The sequence below is a fragment of the Bacillus sp. KICET-3 genome (genome assembly GCF_033261025.1).
Taxonomy (GTDB): Bacteria; Bacillota; Bacilli; order Bacillales; family Bacillaceae; genus Bacillus; species Bacillus sonorensis.
In genome coordinates this window covers 203,035-224,019 of sequence record NZ_CP137345.1, presented here as the reverse complement: position 1 = coordinate 224,019, position 20,985 = coordinate 203,035, and the positions used below count along the sequence as shown (strand labels likewise).

The window sequence follows — 20,985 nt, the reverse complement described above, 5'->3', positions numbered from 1 at the left end:
GAAATACCGATACGATAATTTTAAAAATAAACACATCGCAATATGTCGATATGTATGGTGTAAAAATAAACATCTTGAGATGTTTATTTTTATATCTCCGTTTTTAGAAAGTCGGCCAGTTTTTTAATGGCCTCTTCATCTCTTTTGTAGTAAGTAAACTTACCGATTCGCTCCGCCTTAATTAAGCCGGCTCTTAACAGGATGGCGAGATATTGGGAAGCCGTCGACTGCGTCATTTTCAATTTGTCTGTAATTTGGCTGACACATACCCCGATTGTGTTCATATCAATCCCTTCATGGGGTGTAAAATGACGATCAGGCTCCTTCAGCCATTGCAAAATCTGCAACCTTGATTCATTGGATAAAGCTTTGAAAATTTCAATTGGTTCCATACGGATTATTATATCGTGATATACCGATATGTCAATACGTAATTTAACTTTGGATGTTTGTCTTAAAAACACCCCTTTGGTCAAGCCAAAGGAGGGCATCTTCCATCAAAATCATCTCTTTTCCGGACAAGGGACGTTCTCCATTATTCATTGTTAACAAAATAAGAAATTAGACCTTTCCAAAACGCAGTTTCCGTCGCGCTGTTCTGTCCGTGGAATAACGAAGCCTTGCTTTCAACCGCTTATTCCTGCTCGATAAACAGATAATTCTCAGTGCGGGCCACAGTAGAAAACAGCACCAGGAATACCTTCCATCCCCGGATCGGACTTCCGCATCTAAACTTCAGCACTTTTCCTTCATCTAAGGTAAACCTTAATGTTTGGCTTGTGCACCAATCAATTTTCACTTGAATAGCATGTTCGCCAGGCTGTAAATCAATTCGCAGCCTTCCGCCATCTTTGATTTTTCCCATCTCGACACCATCAATCAGCACAGAAAAACCTCTCATTTTATTAATGTACTGTGATGTCCTGCTAATTTCAATGTACGTCTCTTGATTCACAATTACACATCCTTAAAATAATTAAGATCCCACACACGGACGCCGTTAAGGAGCGCCTTGCCATGCCGCTGCATGAACCGATAAATTCGCTAGTTTAAACAATTTAAAGCCTATTTAAGGTTACCAAAAAACGTCACGCGCTCCAAGTAAGACATCAAAAAAACAGCTCTATTCCCTATCAGGCCCGGCTGGTTCAGTGCCATTGCCAACAGAATTCTCGCTTCTTATTTCGATTGAAATAAAAAAGTACAGCATTAAAAAATCTGCGGCTGCAGGGAACCTCGATTTGGCGCACATCTGCCACATTGGGGTGAGGATATACTTTTAAAAATTTAATCACGCATTGTATATATTGTATATAATGTGTATATTGAGGCGTAGACAATTAAAAGAGGTTTTGAAATGAAAATTATAATTTCGAATAATTCAAAGCAACCCATTTATGAACAAATTTACACTCAAATTAAGGATCATATTCTTGCAAATGAATTGAAACCGGGACAGCCGCTGCCTTCTATGCGCCAATTAGCAAAGGATATGAATGTAAGTCTTATTACGTCGAAGCGCGCCTATGAAGAACTCGAGAAGAATGGGTTCATTTATTCTGTGGTCGGGAAAGGCTCTTTTGTATCAGTTCAGAATGACGAAATGATGAAGGAAGGAAAAATGAAAGCGATTGAAGAGCAATTGTTGGCAGCAATTAAAAATAGTAAAGACATTGGCATTACCCTTACAGAATTAAAAGAATTGCTTACCATTTTATATCGGGAGGAAGAATGATGGACAATGTAATTGAACTCCGGCATGTTCATAAATCGTTCGAATGTTTTCATCTTAAGGACTTTTCAATGACGGTAGAAAAAGGGTTTGTCACCGGATTTATAGGCGGCAATGGTGCAGGAAAATCGACAACAATTAAATTGATCATGAATTTATTGCAACCTGACAGCGGGACGATTAAGGTGTTTGGCTTGAATTACAAGGAGCATGAGAAAGAAATCAAACAACGAATCGGTTTTGTATTTGATCACAATGTATTCTATGAACATTTAACATTTACCGAAATGAAAGAACTTATAAAAAGAGCCTATGTCAACTGGGATGATCAAGTTTTCAATGATTATGCAAAAACATTTAACTTGCCGCTAACGAAGAAAATCAAGACGTTCTCAAAAGGGATGATGATGAAAGCTTCATTAGCCATCGCTTTGTCCCATCATGCGGAATTAATTATTATGGACGAACCGACGTCCGGGCTGGATCCGATTTTCCGCCGGGAGCTGTTGGATATCTTGCATCAACTCATTCAGGATGGGGATAAAACGATCTTTTTTTCGACTCATATTACGACTGATTTAGATACGATTGCAGATTATATCACGTTCATTCATAAAGGAGAGCATATCTTTACAAAGGACTTTTATGAAATTGAGGAAGAGTATGCGATTGTCAAAGGCGGAATGGAGTTATTAGACAGGGAGACGGAACAGGAATTTATAGCGGTTCGAAAATCAACTCATGGATTTGAAGCATTGACTGCGAATAAATCACGAACAGAAAAAATCTTTGGGGACATGGCGTTAATAGAAAAACCGACTCTTGAAGATATTATGTTCTATACGAAGAAAGGAGCCAAAGAACATGTTCAACTTAATACGTAAGGATATTGTCTTGCAGAAAAAAACGTTGGCGGCTTCGTTTTTGGTATTATGTGTTTATTTAATGTTAGATATTTCTCCAATCTGGGTTGGGGTTGTATTTAGTATAGTTATATCGATGTATGCCTTTTCAATAGATGAAAAGTCTTCTATACATATGCTTCTCAATTCTTTGCCTTATACACGAAAAGAAATTGTCAGTTCAAAGTATATTGTCGTCGTTCTCTTTACATGTATGGTGGCTGCAGCCATATTTATCGTAAACTTTATCATTCACCGGGAACTTACGATCTGGAAAGACATTTTGCTAATGGTCGCCATTGTGATGACAGCTGCTTCATTCATGCTGCCATTCTGTTATAAATTCAAAAGTAACTATCTGTTGATTGCTTCTATTGTTGCATTTGGCTTGTATATGCTAACGATTAACTTTGTTGTCCATAATTTGAACGATCAAATCAGAGAGTTCATTCACATGCTTCTAACCTTACAAAATACTTCTCTGTATCTGATCGTTGCCATATCAATTATTACGCTGTACGGGTGTTCATGGCTTCTGTCGATTCGGATTTATAGAAATAAAGTGTTTTAAAAAGGATCGGGATGCTTTCGACTTGCCAATCTTTTTTCATCATTGACAACTCTACATGGTCAGCCTGTTTTCATTCGGAGTATATCAGATAAAAAACTGCACCGTCACACTTTTCGTCAGGTTGTTACGGTGCGAGCCCGGTTGAACTTCCAGCAACAGCACTTGCCTCAACGACCTATTCCTGCTTAATAAACGAATACTCTTTCTCAACTTGGAATATAAGGCCGTTACAATCCAAAAATATTGTTAGAGAACCTCTACAACAGGAACAAACTGGACGGCCAATTCTCTAAAAAAGCAGCTGAATTATAGTGCATCTATATCGACAGGAAATGTTCGTCCAAAAAACATTAGAGCGAATGGAATATTTCAGGAAAAAGCAGTAGGAAAGAGATGAAATGCTGAGTAAGACTCTCCGCTGTTTTCTAAAAAAACAAAAAAATGCTTGCAGCCTGTGAAGAAAGCGGCGGCTATTCTGGAAGTAAATAAAAACGAAGGCCGGATGGCCCGCTGACCCTGATTTTAAATTGATTTTTTGGTGAAGGAACTTATAAGCTTTGAGCGAAATAATATAATTCAACTATAAATCAAAAAATGGAGGTGCAATATGAAGCAATATAAAGTTCTATTTCTCTTGTTTGTTCTATTTCTCGCAGGATGTTCAAGCACTAAAGAAAACAAATGGTTTGATAGCGAAGAAAAAGCCATTGAGTATGGTGCCAAAAGCGAAAATATAAGCAAGAACGATATTTTAGAAAAAGTTGATTTGGACGGTGAAAAAGTAATAGTTTTCCGATTCACTGAATCTGCCGGAAAAGGCATTTGCATCGCTAACATCATCCACAAAGACAACAAATATCAGTGGAATCGCGACTTCCAGCATATAATTTTAAAATCAGAAAAATCCAATATAGGCAATTTAGATGTTTCAGCTAAATTCAAAACACCTCAAGGAAAGAAATACAAGCTATACATAGGCGTTGCCGATAAGCCCAATTTCACTTTTGAAACTGATGAAGGTCTTGATACTACACCAACAATCGATGAAAAAACAAAAATGTACTACTATATAATGGCTGAATAGTCGAATTTCGGATTTATTTGTCGAAGGAAAATATCACAAACACCTCCTTTTATCTGGTAATATGGTTCCAAAAGGAAAATAAGGGGGATTTTGAATGAAATTGTCTATCAAAGGGCTAGTAGCTTCTAGCGCCTTAGTACTTGGTTTGTCTTTTTCTCTTCCTGCTTTTGCAGAGGAAAATACCGAACCTACAGAACCAGAGCGCTTTTACGATTCCGAATTTGATGCTGAAATTATCGCCTATGAAAATACTGAAAATGGACTTGTACCTCTGACAGAAGAAGAATATAGGTCATTTACTGAAGAGCAAGAAGTCGAAGAACCGGAATTAGAATACTCCGACACAGATGAATTTAATCTTTTAAAACCTGTAGTAGCTGGAGATTTTAAAACACAAGACTACAGAGAGTACTGGAAGTATTCCGAATCCAAAGTTACTACATATACGGGAAATCCTATCCAAGCAACCTCAACGATTAAATGTAATACTTCTGGAGGTTGTAGCATTAGCAAAAATATCTCAGTCACAGTATCATCTTCCTTCAGTGTAAATACTCAGGCAGAAAAAAACGCAATTAAAGCCGGTGTCTCTTATACATGGGTGAACAGCGCCACTTCCTCAAGTACGTATACTTTCAAGCTTAAAAAAGGTGAAAATGGCTATATTGCATTTAAACCTACAAAAAGAAAGTCTACCGGAAAACTTAAAAGATATTCTAACTGGGATGGATATCTATACAGCAAGTCTGCTTATTGCAGAAACCCTGTTAAACTGTCAAACGGGGAAGCAAAAGGCACTTATGTATTCGTTCACAAAAAATAGCGTGAAATCAAAGAGAGTAGGTCTGGAGGCCTACTCTCTTACTTGTATATGTAGTTCTTGATTTCGGTATGCCAATAGACCATAACTAAAAACACCGCCGTTTGATATCCTTGTCATCGTCTTCCTTTGATTGAATATGCCAAGGCACCACCATCTTTGATCTTTCCAGCCTCGACACCATTAATCAGCACTGAAAATCGCCTCATTTTATTGACGTACTGCGATGTTCTCCTAACTTCAATGTATGTCTCCTTGTTCACGATTACACATCCTCAAAAAGATTATTATGTATACGAGCATTGTTCAAACCGCCCTGTCATGCCGCTGTGCGAACGGGCTTCACTTCTAGTTTAAGTGCTTTTTATAGTCCTTTTAAGACTGCCAAAAATATACCGGATGGACCACTCCGGTTTAATTTTGGGTTCACTTCTGGATTCGTCTTCATCAAAATGAACTGCGGGTGACAATCAACTTCCGTCCTTCAACTCAGACTTATTATTCTTTTAATCATAAAAATACCCCTTTAGATCATCAAATCCAAAGAGGTAAAACATCGTGAGGGTTCCTTATCCTGCGATTCATTCCTCATTCTGTATAAATCACTTTTCTTAAGCCGTTATAAGCTGTTATACCTTTTTGTTCAATCAGCTCAGTGATTCGTAAACACTTTTAAATTAATGATTGGCGGTATTTTTTCCGCTTCCCCGATCGGGTCATGTTCATATGTTTTTGATACTGTTTTAGATTCCAGACCATCTACCTGCGAATAGACTTTAAAAGAACCTCGCCATTGCTTTCAATAACACCTTTATACCAATAGAATGATTTTTTCTTCATTCTCTTCATCGTACCGCTCCCATCATCGTGCTTGTCAACATAAATAAAGCCATAACGCTTAGAGAACTCCCCGGTAGAGGCGCTCACTAAGTCAATGCACCCCCAACTTGTATAGCCCATTAAATCAACACCATCACCAATAGCCTCGCGCATTGCTTCGATGTGACTGCGCAAATAATCAATTCGATAATCATCATTTATGGAGCCATCTTCTTCAACCTTGTCGTAAGCACCCAAGCCGTTTTCCACGACGAAGAGCGGCACTTGGTAACGGTCATATAGTTTATTCAATGTGATGCGTAAACCTGTCGGATCAATTTCCCATCCCCAGTCACTTGCTTTTAAAAATGGATTTTTTACTCCTTTTAGCAGGTTGCCAGGGGTCAAATCAAGTCCAGTTTTATCTTTCTTCTCTGTTAAAGACATATAATAGCTTAGCCCGATATAGTCAACTCGATGTTCTTTAATTAATTTCAGGTCACCATCGCGGATATCTAGAGATATGTTGTGTTTTTTAAAAAAACGCTCCGCAAATGAGGGATACTCTCCTCGAACTTGTACATCTCCACAGAAATAATTAAAGATGCGTTCCTCCTCCATAGCGTACAAGACATTCTTAGGATTACAATCATATGAATAGACAGGCGCAGAGATGATCATAGATCCAATTTTAGCACCAGGAATCATTTCATGGCATGCCTTAACAGCAAGACTGCTTGCCACAAATTGATGATGGAAAGCTTGGAAAATCGGTTGATATTCGTCTTCTCCCTTTTCAATCGAAAAGCCCATACTCATGATCGGGAAGTGCAAGGCACTATTAATCTCATTAAAGGTCATCCAATATTTCACTTTGTCTTTATAGCGATTGAAAATAGCATTAACATAACGTTCAAAAAACGTAATAACTTCCCGGCTTCTCCACCCGCCATATTCTTTTACAAGATTCAACGGCATTTCATAGTGGGAAATCGTTACGACTGGCTCAATTCCATACTTGTGTAATTCATCAAATACACGGTCATAAAACGCAAGTCCTTCTTCATTTGGCTCTAACTCCGTTCCATTCGGGAAGATGCGGGACCAAGCAATTGACATACGATAAACTTTGAAGCCCATTTCAGCAAATAATGCGATATCCTCTTTGTAACGATGATAAAAGTCTATTCCTTCATGATTTGGATAATACTTTTTCTCATTAATTTCAAAATTGAAACCTGGTTCTTTTAATACTTTTAGTCTCTCTTTACCCCCGGGAAGAACATCAGCGATGTTTAACCCTTTGCCCCCTTCAAGATAACCGCCTTCCATTTGGTTGGCCGCAGTCGCTCCTCCCCATAAAAAGTTTTCAGGAAATTTAGTTTCAGATTGATTCATTGTCATTACCCCCATTATCTAAATCTGCATACAAATAAATTTTCTCCTCTTGATACTGCTTGTTGATCTACGTGTACAATCTCGTCGACTTTATCAGAGTAATTTGTAATGACGATCGGTGTAATAATCTCCTTATTCTCATTTCTTAAAAATGAAATATCAAAATTTAATAAAGGATCTCCCACTTTAACAGTTTGACCTTCTTTAATGAAAACATTAAATCCCTCACCATTGAGTTCTACTGTCTCCAATCCAATATGCAAAAGGATGTCTAACCCCGAAACAGATTTAATGCCAATCGCATGTTTTGTGTGAAAAACTTGAACGACTTCTCCTTCAACAGGAGATACAAGCACACCTTCTTCCGGTATGACGGCGACACCATCCCCCATCATTTTTTCTGAGAAGACAGGATCCGGCACCTGCTCTAGCGGTACCAATTGACCAGTAAGCGGAGAAAAAATCTCCTCCTTTTTTATTTTCTTTTTGCTTTTGAAGATCTTATCTAACATTTTCTTTAACCCCTAATTCATTATTTGAATTTCATAAAACGATTAATAGAAGATCGAAAAATTTTTCGGGCTCTTCCCATTACATGTTAGAAACATAGTCAAAATCTTTTTTCTCCAATTATTAAAACGTCCGAGCCAAACATATGCATATCAATAATGGTTCTATTTTCTTCATATGACACGTCCGCTTCTCCAAAACGTCTATATTCTAAATCTATTACCGTGAATTCATAATCTTCAAGAAGCTTGTCTAGCTTTAAAACTGTGTTAACAGGAACATAAATGGCAATTTTAGTTGAATCACTGCTACTCGCAGCCCTTATCTCCTCTGTGTTTTTTAACACGATATCCAGCGGTTCCAAGTCATAAAGATCATATAATTTAAATATCTTCTTGGCGAACGCATAATCCCAGGCACCTTCAAACTTCAATGCATCTTTCCAATCATAGGGTCTGTCAAAAGCTTCGCCAATTAGTCCGAAACTTTTCCCCTTCTTATGCCAGCTCCATATTCCGTGAGCTCCATATGTAATGCCTGCACTGGCACCTGATAATAAACTTTGCCATGCAGCTTTTCTGACATCAAACTGCCCAAATCGTCCGTATAAATTTCTGCTATAACCGATTTGTTCATAACATGGCTCTGAATTAAGGGAAGGTCGTTTGACCGGCTTGTTGCTAAACTCTTCTGCAAGTTTGTAAGTCATATTTTGGAATTGGGCGTTATGCCCCGATTGAAACATATAAAAGTCTAATTTGTCACTATATAAAAACGCATCGGGTATTTCCTGCAATCTCCCTCTGATATGCAGAGTCGTTAGGCAATGCGGGCTTAATCGCTTTATTGTGTTTAAGGCTAACGAGTAATATTCAATGGCACGATCTGTTGGAAAATCAGTATCTCCACTCACCAAATAAATAGGATGATATTTAGAAAATCTAGCATCAACATACTTTATATAATCCTCAACTAATTCAAGAGGCATATTATTTACATCACTAATCTCAGATCCCCATGTATCCGGTACATAGTTACACCACAATAGGACGAGCGCTGGTACAAACCCTTTTTCCACTGCCATCGCAACCATCTTTTCAGCACGTTCAAAGTAAGCATCATTTCTCTTGTAGAAATTGAAGGAACCATCTTCCTTGTATTCAAACGGTTTTATATTCAAATCTGATTCACTGGCATCCCATTGTTGGAGAATATTGATTTGCAGTACATTAAAGCCTTGCATCTTTCTATAATCAAGATAATCTCCCCACCCCTCCAATGTAGCATTGGTGAATGCACTCCATACTGTATCTGCTAAAAAAAAGAACGTTTCCCCTTTTTCTGTTTCTAAATGTTGTTTACTTTCCGAAACCCTTAATTTTATCAATGAATTCCCCTCCCTATTCAAGAGAAGAGAAAATAGTTTTAAACTATTCTCTCTCCAAATTTAAAACTCTTAGGTTATGCCGACTTTTTTTGATCTTGATTTAATTGCATTTTTTGGCTGTACCCAAATAGGTAAGTTAAGATAAATGCAACTCCCAAAGCGACAATCAACGAAACAGCAAATCCATAAAATTCTGAATTGGCGCCTTCCGGATTAATAAACATCGGGATGCCAAAAACTCCGCCGGATGCAAATCCTCCATACATCTTCCCGCTGAAGAACCCTGCGATTGCGCCACCTGCACCGCCTCCAATACATCCCATAATAAATGGCCGTTTAAGCGGTAAGTTAACCCCATAAATTGCAGGCTCGGTAATACCTAAAAATCCAGATAATGTAGCCGTTGCTGATAACGTTTTCATTTTAGTTTCTTTCGTTCTTAATGCAATGGCCAAAGCTGCTCCTGTTTGAGCAAAGACCGTACAATACAATAAAGCATTTATAGGATCGAAGCCTAAAGTTGTTATATTATTTATGAAGATCGGAATAAACGCCCAATGAAGTCCAAATATCACCGCAATTTGCCAAATTCCAGCAAGAATCAAGCCTGTAACAGCAGGGCTTAACGAATACAAAGCCATAGCTCCTTTAGCTAACAATTCGCTGGCATATACAGAAATCGGCCCTATTACAATAAATGATAAAGGAACAATGATCACTAATATGATTAAAGGAACAAAAATTAATTGCAATGACTTCGGAATGGCTTTAAGAAGCAATTTCTCGAATTTAGCTGTAATGAATGCAGCCAGTATAATCGGAATAACTGATTGCGTATAATTCATTAAGACAACAGGAATCTGAAGAAAAGTTAACGCTTCACCGGCATTATAAATTTCCAACATCGTAGGATAAACAAGAGTTGCTCCGATAACAGCTGTTGTATATTGATTCGTTTTAAATGTCTTACCGGCTGAGAATCCGAGTAAAATTGGCATGAAATAAAAGAATGCATCTGAGGCAGCAAATAAAATCTTGTAAACGCCCATTTCCTCTGATATCCACCCAAGTACTGTTAAGGCAACCAAAAATCCTTTTAAAATACCAGCAGCGGCTAATACCCCCATGACAGGCATAAATATCCCGGACATCAGCGCTACAAACTTGCTGAACAAACCCCCTTCTTCAACCGTTTCATCTGTATCTTCAGCAGTTTCTTTTCCGATTAATTTGGATACTTCAGCATACACATTGGGAACTTGATCACCGATTACAACTTGGTACTGACCGCCGCTTATTACAACTGTCATTACTCCAGGCAATTCTTTTATCACTTCTGTTTTCGCAAGAGACTGATCTTTAAGCTTGAACCTTAATCGTGTCACACAGTGTATCACGCTGTTGATATTCTCTTTACCGCCTACCTCTTGTATAATTTGCCTTGCTAGCTTTTCATAGTTCATATTTTAAGCCTCCAATCTCGTATTTACTACTAGCTATTTAAAATAAGCAGCAAAACATCTCTTAGTATTTGTAAGGCAAAATCAACTCCTCCTCCTCAACCACATGTACACAGAAAACTCAAGTTTTGCTCAGATGGCGTTGATACAGTGGCCATTCACTTAAAAAGTTTAGTTATCGATTATCCCTTTTACAGTGGTGCCTGCAATTCCGTTTAGATTAATAGCGAGTGAATAGCATGTTTCCATTCTGAATAGAATTGCTCTCTTGTTTCTTGAGTCATTTTTGGCTCAAAGATATGCTGTTCATTTCTTAATTGATTGATCTCTTCGATAGAATTCCACAACTTTATTCCAAGCCCACCAAGGTATGCAGAACCTAGGGCCGATAACTCAGAAACATTTGAAACAATCACTTTAATACCGAGCACATCAGATAGAAATTGCATTAAAAATGCATTTGATGTTGCTCCGCCATCCACTTTTAATTCTTTAACGGCAACATTCGTATCTTGATAGATAAGCTGTATAACATCTTTTACCTGGTACACGATGCTCTCTAATCCAGCTCTTATAATGTGAGATTTGTTTGTGTTTCTGCTGATGCCCGTAATACCGGCTCTTGTATTTGGACTCCAATAAGGCGCACCTAACCCTACAAATGCAGGTACTAAATATACGCCGCCGTTATCCTCTAACATGGCTGCCAATGACTCTGCTTCATCAAAGTCATCAAATAAAGTCAAATCATCTTTCATCCACTTTATAATGTCACCTGTCGTATGAATGATTCCTTCCAAAGCATATTTAACCTCTTTATTAAGGCCCCAGGCTATAGAAGTAACTAAACCGTCTTTAGCATCTACGAGCTCTTCTGTGAACACCATTACGGATGTTCCTGTTCCAAAAGTAGCTTTTGCCGTACCTTTATGAAAACATCGCTGAGCAAACAGAGCTGCTTGCGAATCACCTATAACACCCGAAATTGGAATTTTAGGTAGTAATAATTCGCTATCTTGAATAAATCCATATATGTCATCGGAAAATCTCACTTCTGGCAGCATCAATTTTGGTATATCAAAAATTTCGAGTAATTCATCATCCCAATTCAAGGAATTAATATTAAATAGCAGCGTTCTGCTCGCATTTGTCACGTCTGTAGCGTGAACGTTCCCATTTGTCAGCTTCCATAACAACCAACTATCGATCGTTCCGAGTAAAAGGTCGCCATTTTCCGCTCTCTCTCTGACACCCGAAATATTGTCTAGAATCCATTTTACTTTAGTTGCAGAGAAGTAAGGGTCTATCGTCAGACCTGTCTTCGAATGAACCTTTTCTTCATATCCTTTATCTTTCAAAAATGTACACATTGAAGCAGTTCTTCGACATTGCCATATGATTGCGTTATATACCGGCTCACCGGTTTGCTTGTCCCAAACAATAACCGTCTCGCGTTGATTCGTTATTGTAAGGGCTTTCACTTTGTCGATTATCTTTTGATTGGATTCAGCTATTGCATTGATCGCTGCCTTTACACTTTCGTATATCTCAATCGGGTCATGTTCCACCCAACCCGATTGAGGATATATTTGCTTGTGGCTTCCTGTCTTTCTTGCAACAACACTGCCTTGTTGATCGACAATAAGCGCCTTTGTGCCAGAGGTGCTTTGGTCTATAACAAGAATGTATTTCTCGTTCATTTCAAGCAGCCTCCCTAGTTGCCCATCATTTCTTTAGCAATTGTAGAGACATTCGCAACACTCAAGCCATAATGTTCAAATACTTCTTTTGTATTGCCTGTGATCGCTGGCTCATCCGGGATACCAAGAATTTTGACAGGAACCGGGCAGTTTTGCGAAATAACTTCTGAAACGGCAGAACCAAGTCCGCCATAAATACTGTGTTCCTCTATCGTAATGATTCGTGCCGTTTCTTTAGCTGCTTTTATAACAGCCATCTCATCTAATGGCTTGATCGTATGCATATTTAATACTCTGCAACCAATCCCCTCAGATTGAAGTAAACAAGCTGTATCAAGCGCAATGCGTACAGTTTCTCCCGATGCAATAATGGTTAGATCGTTTCCTTCATGCATCGTAACTGCCTTGCCAATTTCAAAATCGTAATCTTCATTTATATAAGAATCCTCCACAGGGTTTCTGCCAATTCTCATATAAACAGGTGTATGATAATCCACTAAGGCTTCGGTCATTTTCTTGGCTTCATGACGATCAGCAGGCATCATGACGTGTAAATCTGGTATAGCTCTGGTCACAGCCAAATCTTGCAGGGAGTGATGTGACATACCAAGCGCTCCATAACTCACGCCGCCGCTAATTCCAATTAACTTAACATTCGTTCTTGAGTAAGCAATATCAACTTTAATCTGCTCTATGCTTCGCATGCTTAGAAAACAGGCCGGAGAAGCTACAAACGGTTTTTTTCCAGAGGCCGCCAAGCCTGCTGCAATACCTACTAAGTTTTGCTCTGCAATCCCTACTTCTACTAATTGATCGGGCAGCGCATCTGCGAATGGCGCCATGGACGCTGAACCTCTGGAATCACTTGTTAATACTAAAATATCTTTATTTTCTTTTGCCAAATGTAGCAGAGTATCACTAATAACTTTCCGATTTGCAATATTATTTCCAGGTTTCTTTTTAAGTGCTGCATGATTCATGATAATCCCTCCAATTGCTCAGAAAGTTCCTTCATAGCTAATTCATACTCTTCTTTAGTCGGAACGTGATGGTGCCAGCCAGCTACATTTTCTGCCAGTGATATTCCTTTTCCTTTAATTGTGTTGGCAAGGATGATTGTAGGTTTGCCAATCGTCTTGGGCACTTCATTTAGAACTTCTACTAGTTCAGCTATATCATTGCCATTTACTTCAACAACACTCCAACCAAAGCTCTCCCACTTTTTATCAAGCGGTTCATTACTCATCACGTCACTTGTACTGCCTGTGATCTGCAATCTATTTCTATCAATGATTCCTATTAAGTTATCCAGCTTATATTGTGATGCAGCCATAGCAGCTTCCCAAACAGAGCCTTCTGCCAGCTCACCATCCCCCATTAGCGTGAAGACTCTATAGGATTTATGATCCTTCTTAGCAGCTAAAGCCATCCCCACTGATACTGATAAACCATGCCCTAATGACCCAGTGTTCATTTCCACGCCCGGAACCTTATTATTTGGATGTCCTATTAATCTAGAGTTGAATTTAGAAAACGTCTTCAACTCTTCTTTCGGGAAAAATCCCCTGTCAGCTAACACCGCCCAATAAGACTCAACAGCATGACCTTTACTTTGAATATAACGATCCCTGTCTTCCCATGTTGGATTTTGCGGGTCGACATTCATCACATTATAGTAAAGAACTGTTAAAATATCGGTGTTTGATAAGGATGAACCAGTATGGCCTGTACCAGCTTCATAAATTGTTTCAAGCAACAACTTTCTGATTTCAGCAGCTTTACGCTTCAAAAATTTTATATCCTCCATAAATCTCCCTCCAATCGTATTATTTATTTATGTCACTGCCTCGCAGCCACGCTTGAATCTCTTCTACTGTAGGATCTACCGGGTCTGGTGTTAAACCCGGTATATATTGACATGCTTCATATATAACGGGTATGACATTGGCATGGATTCCAGTTGAATGGTGAATATATGGACCTTTCACTAATTTTTCTTCCCATAGCGGCCAATCATTCACTTCTACCCATACATACGATCCTCTTGAGTACGGCCCCTCAATCCCTTTAGCTTTTCCTAAAAAAATTGAATACTCTCCATGGTCACCATCAAAACGCGCTATTGTCATCTCTCCGCCTTTTATCTCCCCTTCATGCGTACCTGGTGAATGATCTTCGAATAAAAAGTGTTTATTTAATGTAGGCCTATCCTCGACACTTAGTGAAACCGGAAAATTTCCGCAATGGAATAACAACTCTCCATTTGGGTTTTCAGGGTGTCTAATTGTAATATCTGCAAAAAAAGTTGGTGACGTGTTTAAAGTTGCAGCTTGAACCATAATGGATGTAATTGCGCCATGAATATCTGTTTCGCAAGTGACTGGGATTTGTTCATCAGTTAAGATTGCATTTGCCAAACAAGGCATAATGCCTATAATGTCTTGTAATGTAGACCAGCATTGAATAGCAATAGCCGAGCTGCCCGTTTCTTCAGCATATCGCTTCATCGCAACTTTTAGTGAAGCAATACGACGTACGTGTTTTTCTTCAACCATGCTCCAGTCAAGTGTTTCTTTAATATAATCAATCGCTTGATCTAACTCTGCGCTTCCTTCTTCCTCAACTTTTAGCGTTTTCTGCTTTATTTCATCTAAGGTAATCGGGTAAATTTGAATCCCGAACTTTTCAAGCAATTCCCCTTCGTTACAAATCACTGACCAAAAATCAGAAGGTCTAGTTGAGATTTGAAGTATTCGGAGCTGTTTAAAATGCTTCACAACATTCGCTGCACCAATAAAGTTTTTAAACCCTCTTTCAAAGACTTTAGAATCAACAGCACTGTTTGTTATGTAAGTAAACGGTACATTAAATCTGCGTAGCACCTTACCAGTTGCAAAGATTCCGCACTGTGTATCCCGAAGTCGCATCCCGTTTTCCAGTGGAGCTTCATCTCTCGGCCCCCATATTAATACAGGTTTATCAACTGCTTTGGCTATTTTGGCTACAAGGTCTTCCGTGCCGAAATTACAATGCGGAAAAAATAATGCATCTACCCCCTCGGATTGAAATCGATTTACAATTGCAGCTTCATCCGAGCGATTATATAATAGACCTTCCTCATTGATTCCTTCTAAATCGACTATTTCAATTTCTAACCCAAAACTTTTTATTTTTTTCATTATTAACTCTTTGTATTTATAAGCGTCTTCTTTACTAAACACGAATCTCCGTGTTGGAGCAAAGCCCAACTTTAGCTTTTCCATGTTCTCCCCCCTCAAGACTATAATCCTATTAAACATCAACTAAACAACAACTAAACTGAAGTAGACGTTTTTTATCTAAACATTTATATTGATTTCTCAAAATTAGAGTATCACCCCAACTAAACGAAAGTCAACATATTTTATATAAATTTAATTCCTTTTTTATAAAATGTAATCGTTTTATTTTAGTTTTGTTTAGTTCTGGTGAGGGTTGAGTGCTTTATTATTTATAGGTGTTAAGCCTGATTATACATATATTTCACCAAGTTTGACACAACTAAATTTTTTCACTAAACTATGAGTAAATATGTTATTAAACATAGGCGGAGGGTATACATGAAGATTGATGACATTGCAAGGATAGCCGAGGTTTCTAAATCCGCTGTCTCATTAGCGTTAAATGGGAAACCCGGTGTCAGTCAAGAAACGAGAGAAAGAATTTTAAAGATCGCAGAGAAGCACAAGTATAATCCAAGACCTTCTTCAAAAATACAAAACAATAAGCAATCAAAGATTTTCCGTTTTGTCGCATGCACACATACCGGAATTATCACTGAACAGTATCAATCCCAGTCCTTTTTTATGGAACTTATCAATAATATAGATCAATCTTTTACATCAAAAGGATATTCTTTAATCATTTCTTCAATTAATGTTGACTCATTAGAACAAGAAATCTCCAATCTTGAAAAACAGCAAAGTTCTTCGGGGATATTAATGCTGGGAACTAACTTAACTGAAGAGCAAATCAAAAGCGTAGCCAAATTGCAACCAAATTTAGTTGTTTTAGATACATGCTTTGAAACCCTGGATATTAACTTTATCGTTATGAATAATGTTTTAGGGGCTTACCAGGCGGGAGAATATCTTATAGAGTTGGGCCATAAAAAGATTGGCTATGTTGAATCCAGTTCCAGAATGTATAATTTTGATATGAGAAAAAAGGGATTCCAAAAAGTCATGTCAGAGAACAATTTAATGATCCAACCTGAACACACATTTCAAATGTCACCTACGGATGTCTCTGTGCAAGAAGCATTCAAACAATCGATTTTGAATCTAAAAGGCAACTTGGCCACAGCATTATTTTGTGAATGTGACTACATGGCAATTAGTGTAATCAAAACACTTAACGAATTAAACATAAATGTCCCTGAGGATATATCGGTAATTGGTTTCGATAATATTGCCGAGTCTCAAATCATAAGTCCAGAATTAACTACAATCCACGTAAAGAAAGACAAAATTTCATCACTTGCTGTTGAAAAGTTAATCAGGGAAATTGATCATAATGAAGATGATAAGATGAAAATATTTGTCGATACGGAACTCATTATAAGAAAATCTTGCTGCTCACCAAATGAAAAGTGAAAAGAAAGCATCGATTTTAAAGGCTTCAGAAAGCTAGTGTAGGGCATTCATTCAATTGCCCATAATGAAATGCGCCTTGTAGAAAGACACTAAAGAATGGCTTTCTACAGGGCAACAACAGATTTCAGCCAAATTATACAGTTTCGTTCTCCAATCTGATAAATTATCTGTTCGTTTTACTGCCTTTCAACCTGATGAGGAAACGTCCTGAACATTTAACTACGACTGACAAGTCTGCTTAACACAATGCCCGACCTTCTTAAACCCTCTAGATGTTATGTTTCTTTTGGACAAAAAACCCCTTTAGACAATCGTATCTAAAGGGGTAGAATTTAATTTATTTCAAAAGTCTCCTTACTCCACCGTCACACTCTTCGCCAAGTTCCTTGGCTTATCAACGTCACAGCCGCGGTGCAGTGCAGCGTAGTATGCGATCAGCTGCAGCGGGATGACGGAGACGAGCGGAGATAGCTCCGGATGCACTTCAGGCAGGACGAAGCGGTCGTCTGCTTCTTCCAGGCCTTTCAGCGAGATCACGCAAGGGTTGGCGCCGCGGGCTGTCACTTCTTTGACGTTTCCGCGGATGCTTAAGTTGACGTGTTCCTGTGTCGCAAGGGCGATGACCGGTGTGCCGTCTTCGATCAATGCGATCGTGCCATGTTTCAGTTCGCCGCCGGCGAAGCCTTCAGCTTGAATGTAAGAAATCTCTTTCAGCTTCAGGGAGCCTTCAAGGCAGACGAAATAGTCGAGTCCGCGGCCGATGAAGAAGGCATTGCGTGTGACCGTCAAGTATTCGCGCGCGATCATTTCCATTTCATCTTTTTGGTCGCAAAGGGCTTCCATCGCGTTTCCGATGATGCCGAGTTCTTTTACTAGGTCAAAGCCGAGCGCTTTGCCATGGCTTTCTGCAGTGACAGCTGCCAGGATGGCCAAAACGGCGATTTGCGCTGTATACGCTTTTGTTGAGGCGACCGCGATTTCCGGTCCGGCATTCAGCAGCAGCGTATAGTCCGCTTCACGGGAAAGCGTTGATCCCGGTACGTTTGTAATCGTCAGCGCTTTGTGGCCAAGGTTTTTCACCTGGACGAGAACAGCGCGGCTGTCAGCCGTTTCTCCGCTTTGAGAAATAAAGATAAACAGCGGTTTCTCGGAAAGCAGCGGCATGTTGTATGAAAATTCACTCGCGACATGGACTTCAGTCGGAACTTTCGCCCATGTTTCAATGAATTGCTTGCCGACAAGACCGGCATGGTAGCTCGTTCCGCAGGCGATGATATAAACGCGGTCCGCTTCTGCCACCGCATCGGCGACATCGCCGGGAATGGAAAGCCTGCCGTTTTCGTCTTGGTAGGTTTGAATGATTTTCCGCATGACAAGCGGCTGTTCATCAATTTCTTTTAACATGTAGTGAGGGTATGTGCCTTTTTCGATATCGCTGGCATCAAGCTCTGCAATATAAGAGGCACGGGACATGATGTCACCGTCAAGATTTTTGATCACGACTTTTTTGTCGGTGACGATGACCATTTCTTTATCCATAAGCTCCACATATTCATTCGTGACTTGAAGCATCGCCATCGCATCTGATGCGACAACATTGAATGTATCTCCAAGGCCGACGAGCAGCGGGCTTTTATTTTTTGCTACATAGATGGTTTCTTTATTCTCATGATCAAATAATGCAATCGCATAGGAACCTTTCAGCAGCATAAGCGTTTGGCGGAACGCTTCCTCTGTGTCAAGGCCTCCGTTGACGAATTGTTCGATCACTTGAACGACAACCTCTGTATCCGTATCACTTTTTAGTTCTACGCCTTGCAAATATTCGCGTGTCAGCTGAACATAGTTCTCGATGACACCGTTATGAACAAGCGTAAAGCGGCCTGATGCGCTTTGATGCGGGTGTGCGTTTAGACGGCTTGGTTCACCGTGAGTCGCCCAGCGTGTATGTCCGATTCCAGCCTGGGACAGCACGTTTTCATCAACAGCTTCACGAAGATCGGCGATGCGTCCTTTTTCCTTAAACACATGGACTCCGTCTTCATTAGCCACAGCGATTCCTGCTGAATCGTAGCCGCGGTACTCCAATTTTTCCAAACCCTTTAATAAAATTTCCTTTGCATCAAGCTGGCCAATATAACCTACAATACCACACATATTGTTCTTCCTCCCGAATACGCAGGAAGGAGACGAAGAAGTCTGCTTTTCAGGCGGGGACGTTTCTTCGTCCCCTCCTACATGTTTTTGTTGGAAGATCATGAAATTTCCCTTTGTTCAAAGAGTCGCCTCTTTGGTTTGAGGAAATCCTTGCGGCTGTGATCTTTTAGGTCAGCCGGGAGGCATCCGCCGAATATTTCGATAACCTCCATCCTCGTCAACTAAGCTCTTTCATCCGTACGCTTAGTCCGGGCGCTATAACTATATAAATAAAAAATCTTCAACCCTGCCTTTCCTTTTGAATAAAACAAGACAAGCTGATTTTACTACAGGCAAAAAGAACCGTCAAACGTTTTTCACACGATTCACATTCTTTTCAAGAATTGAAACCGGTTCCCTTTATCTTATGTCAAATCAGCATGTCCTGTTCATCGGTTATCTGCGGAAATTTACTCCGCTCCCATTTCCGCCTTTACGACGTCTACAATCCGGCCGACGTATTCCTCACAAAGCTCCTTCGTTCTGGCTTCAGCCATTACGCGGACAAGCGGCTCTGTCCCTGAAGGGCGGACAAGGATACGGCCGTCGCCGTTCATTTCTTTTTCAACCTCTTCAATAACCGCTTTGACTTTTTCGTTTTCGGTCACTTTATTTTTATCAGTCACCTTCACATTGATGAGCAGCTGTGGAAATTTCTGCATTTCCGCTGCAAGCTCTGATAAAGGCTTGCCTGTCATTTTGATCGTGTTCATCAGCATAATCGCCGAAAGCAGGCCGTCGCCCGTCGTATTGTAGTCAAGGAAAATCAGATGTCCTGACTGTTCTCCGCCGAGATTATAGCCGTCTTTTTTCATCGCCTCGACGACATAGCGGTCGCCGACTGCTGTCTGAACGCTTTTGATTCCTTCAGCTTCAAGCGCTTTGTAGAAGCCGAGGTTGCTCATCACGGTTGAGACAACGGTGTTTTCCGCCAACCGGCCTTCGCCCTTCAAGTACTTCGCGCATATGTACATGATTTGGTCGCCGTCGACGATATTGCCTTTCTCATCCACAGCGATCAGCCGGTCGCCGTCGCCGTCAAACGCCATGCCGACGTCAGCTCCTTTTTCTTTTACAAAAGCGGCAAGTGCTTCTGGATGGGTCGAACCGACGCCGTCATTGATATTTAAGCCGTTCGGAGACGTTCCCATCGTCGAAACATCGGCATCAAGGTCGGCAAACAGATGGGTAGCCAGTGAAGACGTCGCCCCATGCGCGCAATCGAGCGCGATATGAATGCCTGTAAAGTCCTCATCGGCAGTCTGCTTGAGAAATTGCAGATATTTTTGTCCGCCTTCAAAGTAGTCATTAACCATGCCGAGATCGGCTCCCACAGGCCTTGGCAGATGATCTTCCGGCTGATCCATCAGGCGCTCGATTTCAAGCTCCTGTTCGTCGGAAAGCTTAAAACCATCGCCGCCGAAAAACTTGATGCCATTATCTTGGACAGGATTATGCGAAGCTGAAATCATCACGCCTGCTTCGGCATCCATTGCTTTTGTCAAATAAGCAACTCCGGGCGTCGAAATGACGCCGAGGCGCATCACTTCGGCTCCTATTGAGAGGAGACCGGCGACAAGGGCTCCTTCCAGCATATGGCCGGAAATACGCGTGTCACGGCCGATCAGCACCTTGGGACGTTCTTTGTCTTTTGTTAGGACATATCCGCCAAAACGTCCGACTTTAAAGGCCAGTTCGGGTGTAAGTTCACTGTTTGCGACACCTCTCACACCGTCTGTTCCAAAATACTTGCCCATTTATATCGCTCCTTT

18 protein-coding genes are annotated in these 20,985 nt (G+C 40.1%); 6 read left to right on the top strand and 12 right to left on the bottom strand.

Features of this window, described 5'->3' with window-relative positions; translation table 11 throughout:
• Positions 1-89 precede the first annotated feature (89 nt).
• A complete protein-coding gene (locus R5H20_RS01275; protein ID WP_006639973.1) occupies positions 90-392 on the bottom strand; it encodes an ArsR/SmtB family transcription factor in 303 nt (100 codons plus the stop codon).
• A gap of 242 nt (positions 393-634) precedes the next feature.
• A complete protein-coding gene (locus tag R5H20_RS01270) occupies positions 635-955 on the bottom strand; it encodes a hypothetical protein (RefSeq protein ID WP_006639972.1) in 321 nt (106 codons plus the stop codon).
• 402 nt (positions 956-1,357) lie between these two features.
• Between R5H20_RS01270 and R5H20_RS01265 the strand changes: the two genes are divergently transcribed.
• The 5 genes from R5H20_RS01265 to R5H20_RS01245 all read left to right on the top strand — a co-directional run bounded on the left by R5H20_RS01265 (position 1,358) and on the right by R5H20_RS01245 (position 5,112).
• Complete coding sequence (locus R5H20_RS01265) at positions 1,358-1,735, top strand: GntR family transcriptional regulator (protein WP_006639971.1); 378 nt, start codon at positions 1,358-1,360, stop codon at positions 1,733-1,735.
• Complete coding sequence (locus R5H20_RS01260) at positions 1,735-2,616, top strand: ABC transporter ATP-binding protein (protein WP_006639970.1); 882 nt, start codon at positions 1,735-1,737, stop codon at positions 2,614-2,616. The genes R5H20_RS01265 and R5H20_RS01260 overlap by 1 nt, the downstream gene beginning before the upstream one ends.
• Positions 2,597-3,205: an ABC-2 transporter permease gene (locus R5H20_RS01255; protein ID WP_006639969.1), complete on the top strand. Its 609-nt coding sequence runs from the start codon at positions 2,597-2,599 to the stop codon at positions 3,203-3,205. Before R5H20_RS01260 ends, R5H20_RS01255 begins: the two co-directional genes overlap by 20 nt.
• A gap of 607 nt (positions 3,206-3,812) precedes the next feature.
• Positions 3,813-4,289 carry a hypothetical protein gene (locus R5H20_RS01250; protein ID WP_006639968.1) on the top strand — a complete coding sequence of 159 codons (477 nt, stop codon included), beginning with the start codon at positions 3,813-3,815 and terminating at the stop codon, positions 4,287-4,289.
• Positions 4,290-4,383: 94 nt separating this feature from the next.
• Positions 4,384-5,112: a DUF6060 domain-containing protein gene (locus R5H20_RS01245; protein ID WP_006639967.1), complete on the top strand. Its 729-nt coding sequence runs from the start codon at positions 4,384-4,386 to the stop codon at positions 5,110-5,112.
• A gap of 756 nt (positions 5,113-5,868) precedes the next feature.
• Here R5H20_RS01245 and R5H20_RS01240 read toward each other — a convergent pair.
• The 8 genes from R5H20_RS01240 to R5H20_RS01205 form a co-directional block, all read right to left on the bottom strand.
• Positions 5,869-7,326: a glycoside hydrolase family 1 protein gene (locus R5H20_RS01240; RefSeq protein WP_006639965.1), complete on the bottom strand. Its 1,458-nt coding sequence runs from the start codon at positions 7,324-7,326 to the stop codon at positions 5,869-5,871.
• A gap of 14 nt (positions 7,327-7,340) precedes the next feature.
• Positions 7,341-7,838 (bottom strand): PTS sugar transporter subunit IIA, encoded by a 498-nt coding sequence (locus R5H20_RS01235; protein ID WP_006639964.1) that lies wholly within the window; start codon positions 7,836-7,838, stop codon positions 7,341-7,343.
• 98 nt (positions 7,839-7,936) lie between these two features.
• On the bottom strand, positions 7,937-9,223 hold the full coding sequence (locus R5H20_RS01230) for a glycoside hydrolase family 140 protein (RefSeq protein WP_006639963.1): 1,287 nt from the start codon (positions 9,221-9,223) through the stop codon (positions 7,937-7,939).
• A gap of 74 nt (positions 9,224-9,297) precedes the next feature.
• Positions 9,298-10,686: a PTS transporter subunit EIIC gene (locus R5H20_RS01225; protein ID WP_006639962.1), complete on the bottom strand. Its 1,389-nt coding sequence runs from the start codon at positions 10,684-10,686 to the stop codon at positions 9,298-9,300.
• Between the two features lie 212 nt (positions 10,687-10,898).
• Positions 10,899-12,383, bottom strand: a complete 1,485-nt coding sequence (gene glpK, locus R5H20_RS01220) for a glycerol kinase GlpK (protein ID WP_006639961.1) — start codon at positions 12,381-12,383, stop codon at positions 10,899-10,901.
• A 14-nt stretch (positions 12,384-12,397) separates the two neighbouring features.
• Positions 12,398-13,363 (bottom strand): transketolase family protein, encoded by a 966-nt coding sequence (locus tag R5H20_RS01215; RefSeq protein WP_006639960.1) that lies wholly within the window; start codon positions 13,361-13,363, stop codon positions 12,398-12,400.
• Positions 13,360-14,190, bottom strand: a complete 831-nt coding sequence (locus R5H20_RS01210) for a transketolase (protein ID WP_006639959.1) — start codon at positions 14,188-14,190, stop codon at positions 13,360-13,362. The genes R5H20_RS01215 and R5H20_RS01210 overlap by 4 nt, the downstream gene beginning before the upstream one ends.
• 19 nt (positions 14,191-14,209) lie before the next feature.
• A complete protein-coding gene (locus tag R5H20_RS01205) occupies positions 14,210-15,646 on the bottom strand; it encodes an L-fucose/L-arabinose isomerase family protein (protein WP_006639958.1) in 1,437 nt (478 codons plus the stop codon).
• Between the two features lie 336 nt (positions 15,647-15,982).
• On the opposite strand from R5H20_RS01205, the gene R5H20_RS01200 reads away from it, so the two are divergent.
• Positions 15,983-17,017 carry a LacI family DNA-binding transcriptional regulator gene (locus tag R5H20_RS01200; protein WP_006639957.1) on the top strand — a complete coding sequence of 345 codons (1,035 nt, stop codon included), beginning with the start codon at positions 15,983-15,985 and terminating at the stop codon, positions 17,015-17,017.
• A 354-nt stretch (positions 17,018-17,371) separates the two neighbouring features.
• Here R5H20_RS01200 and glmS read toward each other — a convergent pair whose 3' ends face one another.
• Together glmS and glmM are read right to left on the bottom strand one after the other, a co-directional pair.
• Positions 17,372-19,174 carry a glutamine--fructose-6-phosphate transaminase (isomerizing) gene (gene glmS / locus R5H20_RS01195; RefSeq protein WP_006639956.1) on the bottom strand — a complete coding sequence of 601 codons (1,803 nt, stop codon included), beginning with the start codon at positions 19,172-19,174 and terminating at the stop codon, positions 17,372-17,374.
• Between the two features lie 449 nt (positions 19,175-19,623).
• Positions 19,624-20,970 carry a phosphoglucosamine mutase gene (gene glmM, locus R5H20_RS01190; RefSeq protein ID WP_006639955.1) on the bottom strand — a complete coding sequence of 449 codons (1,347 nt, stop codon included), beginning with the start codon at positions 20,968-20,970 and terminating at the stop codon, positions 19,624-19,626.
• Between the last annotated feature and the right edge of the window lie 15 nt (positions 20,971-20,985).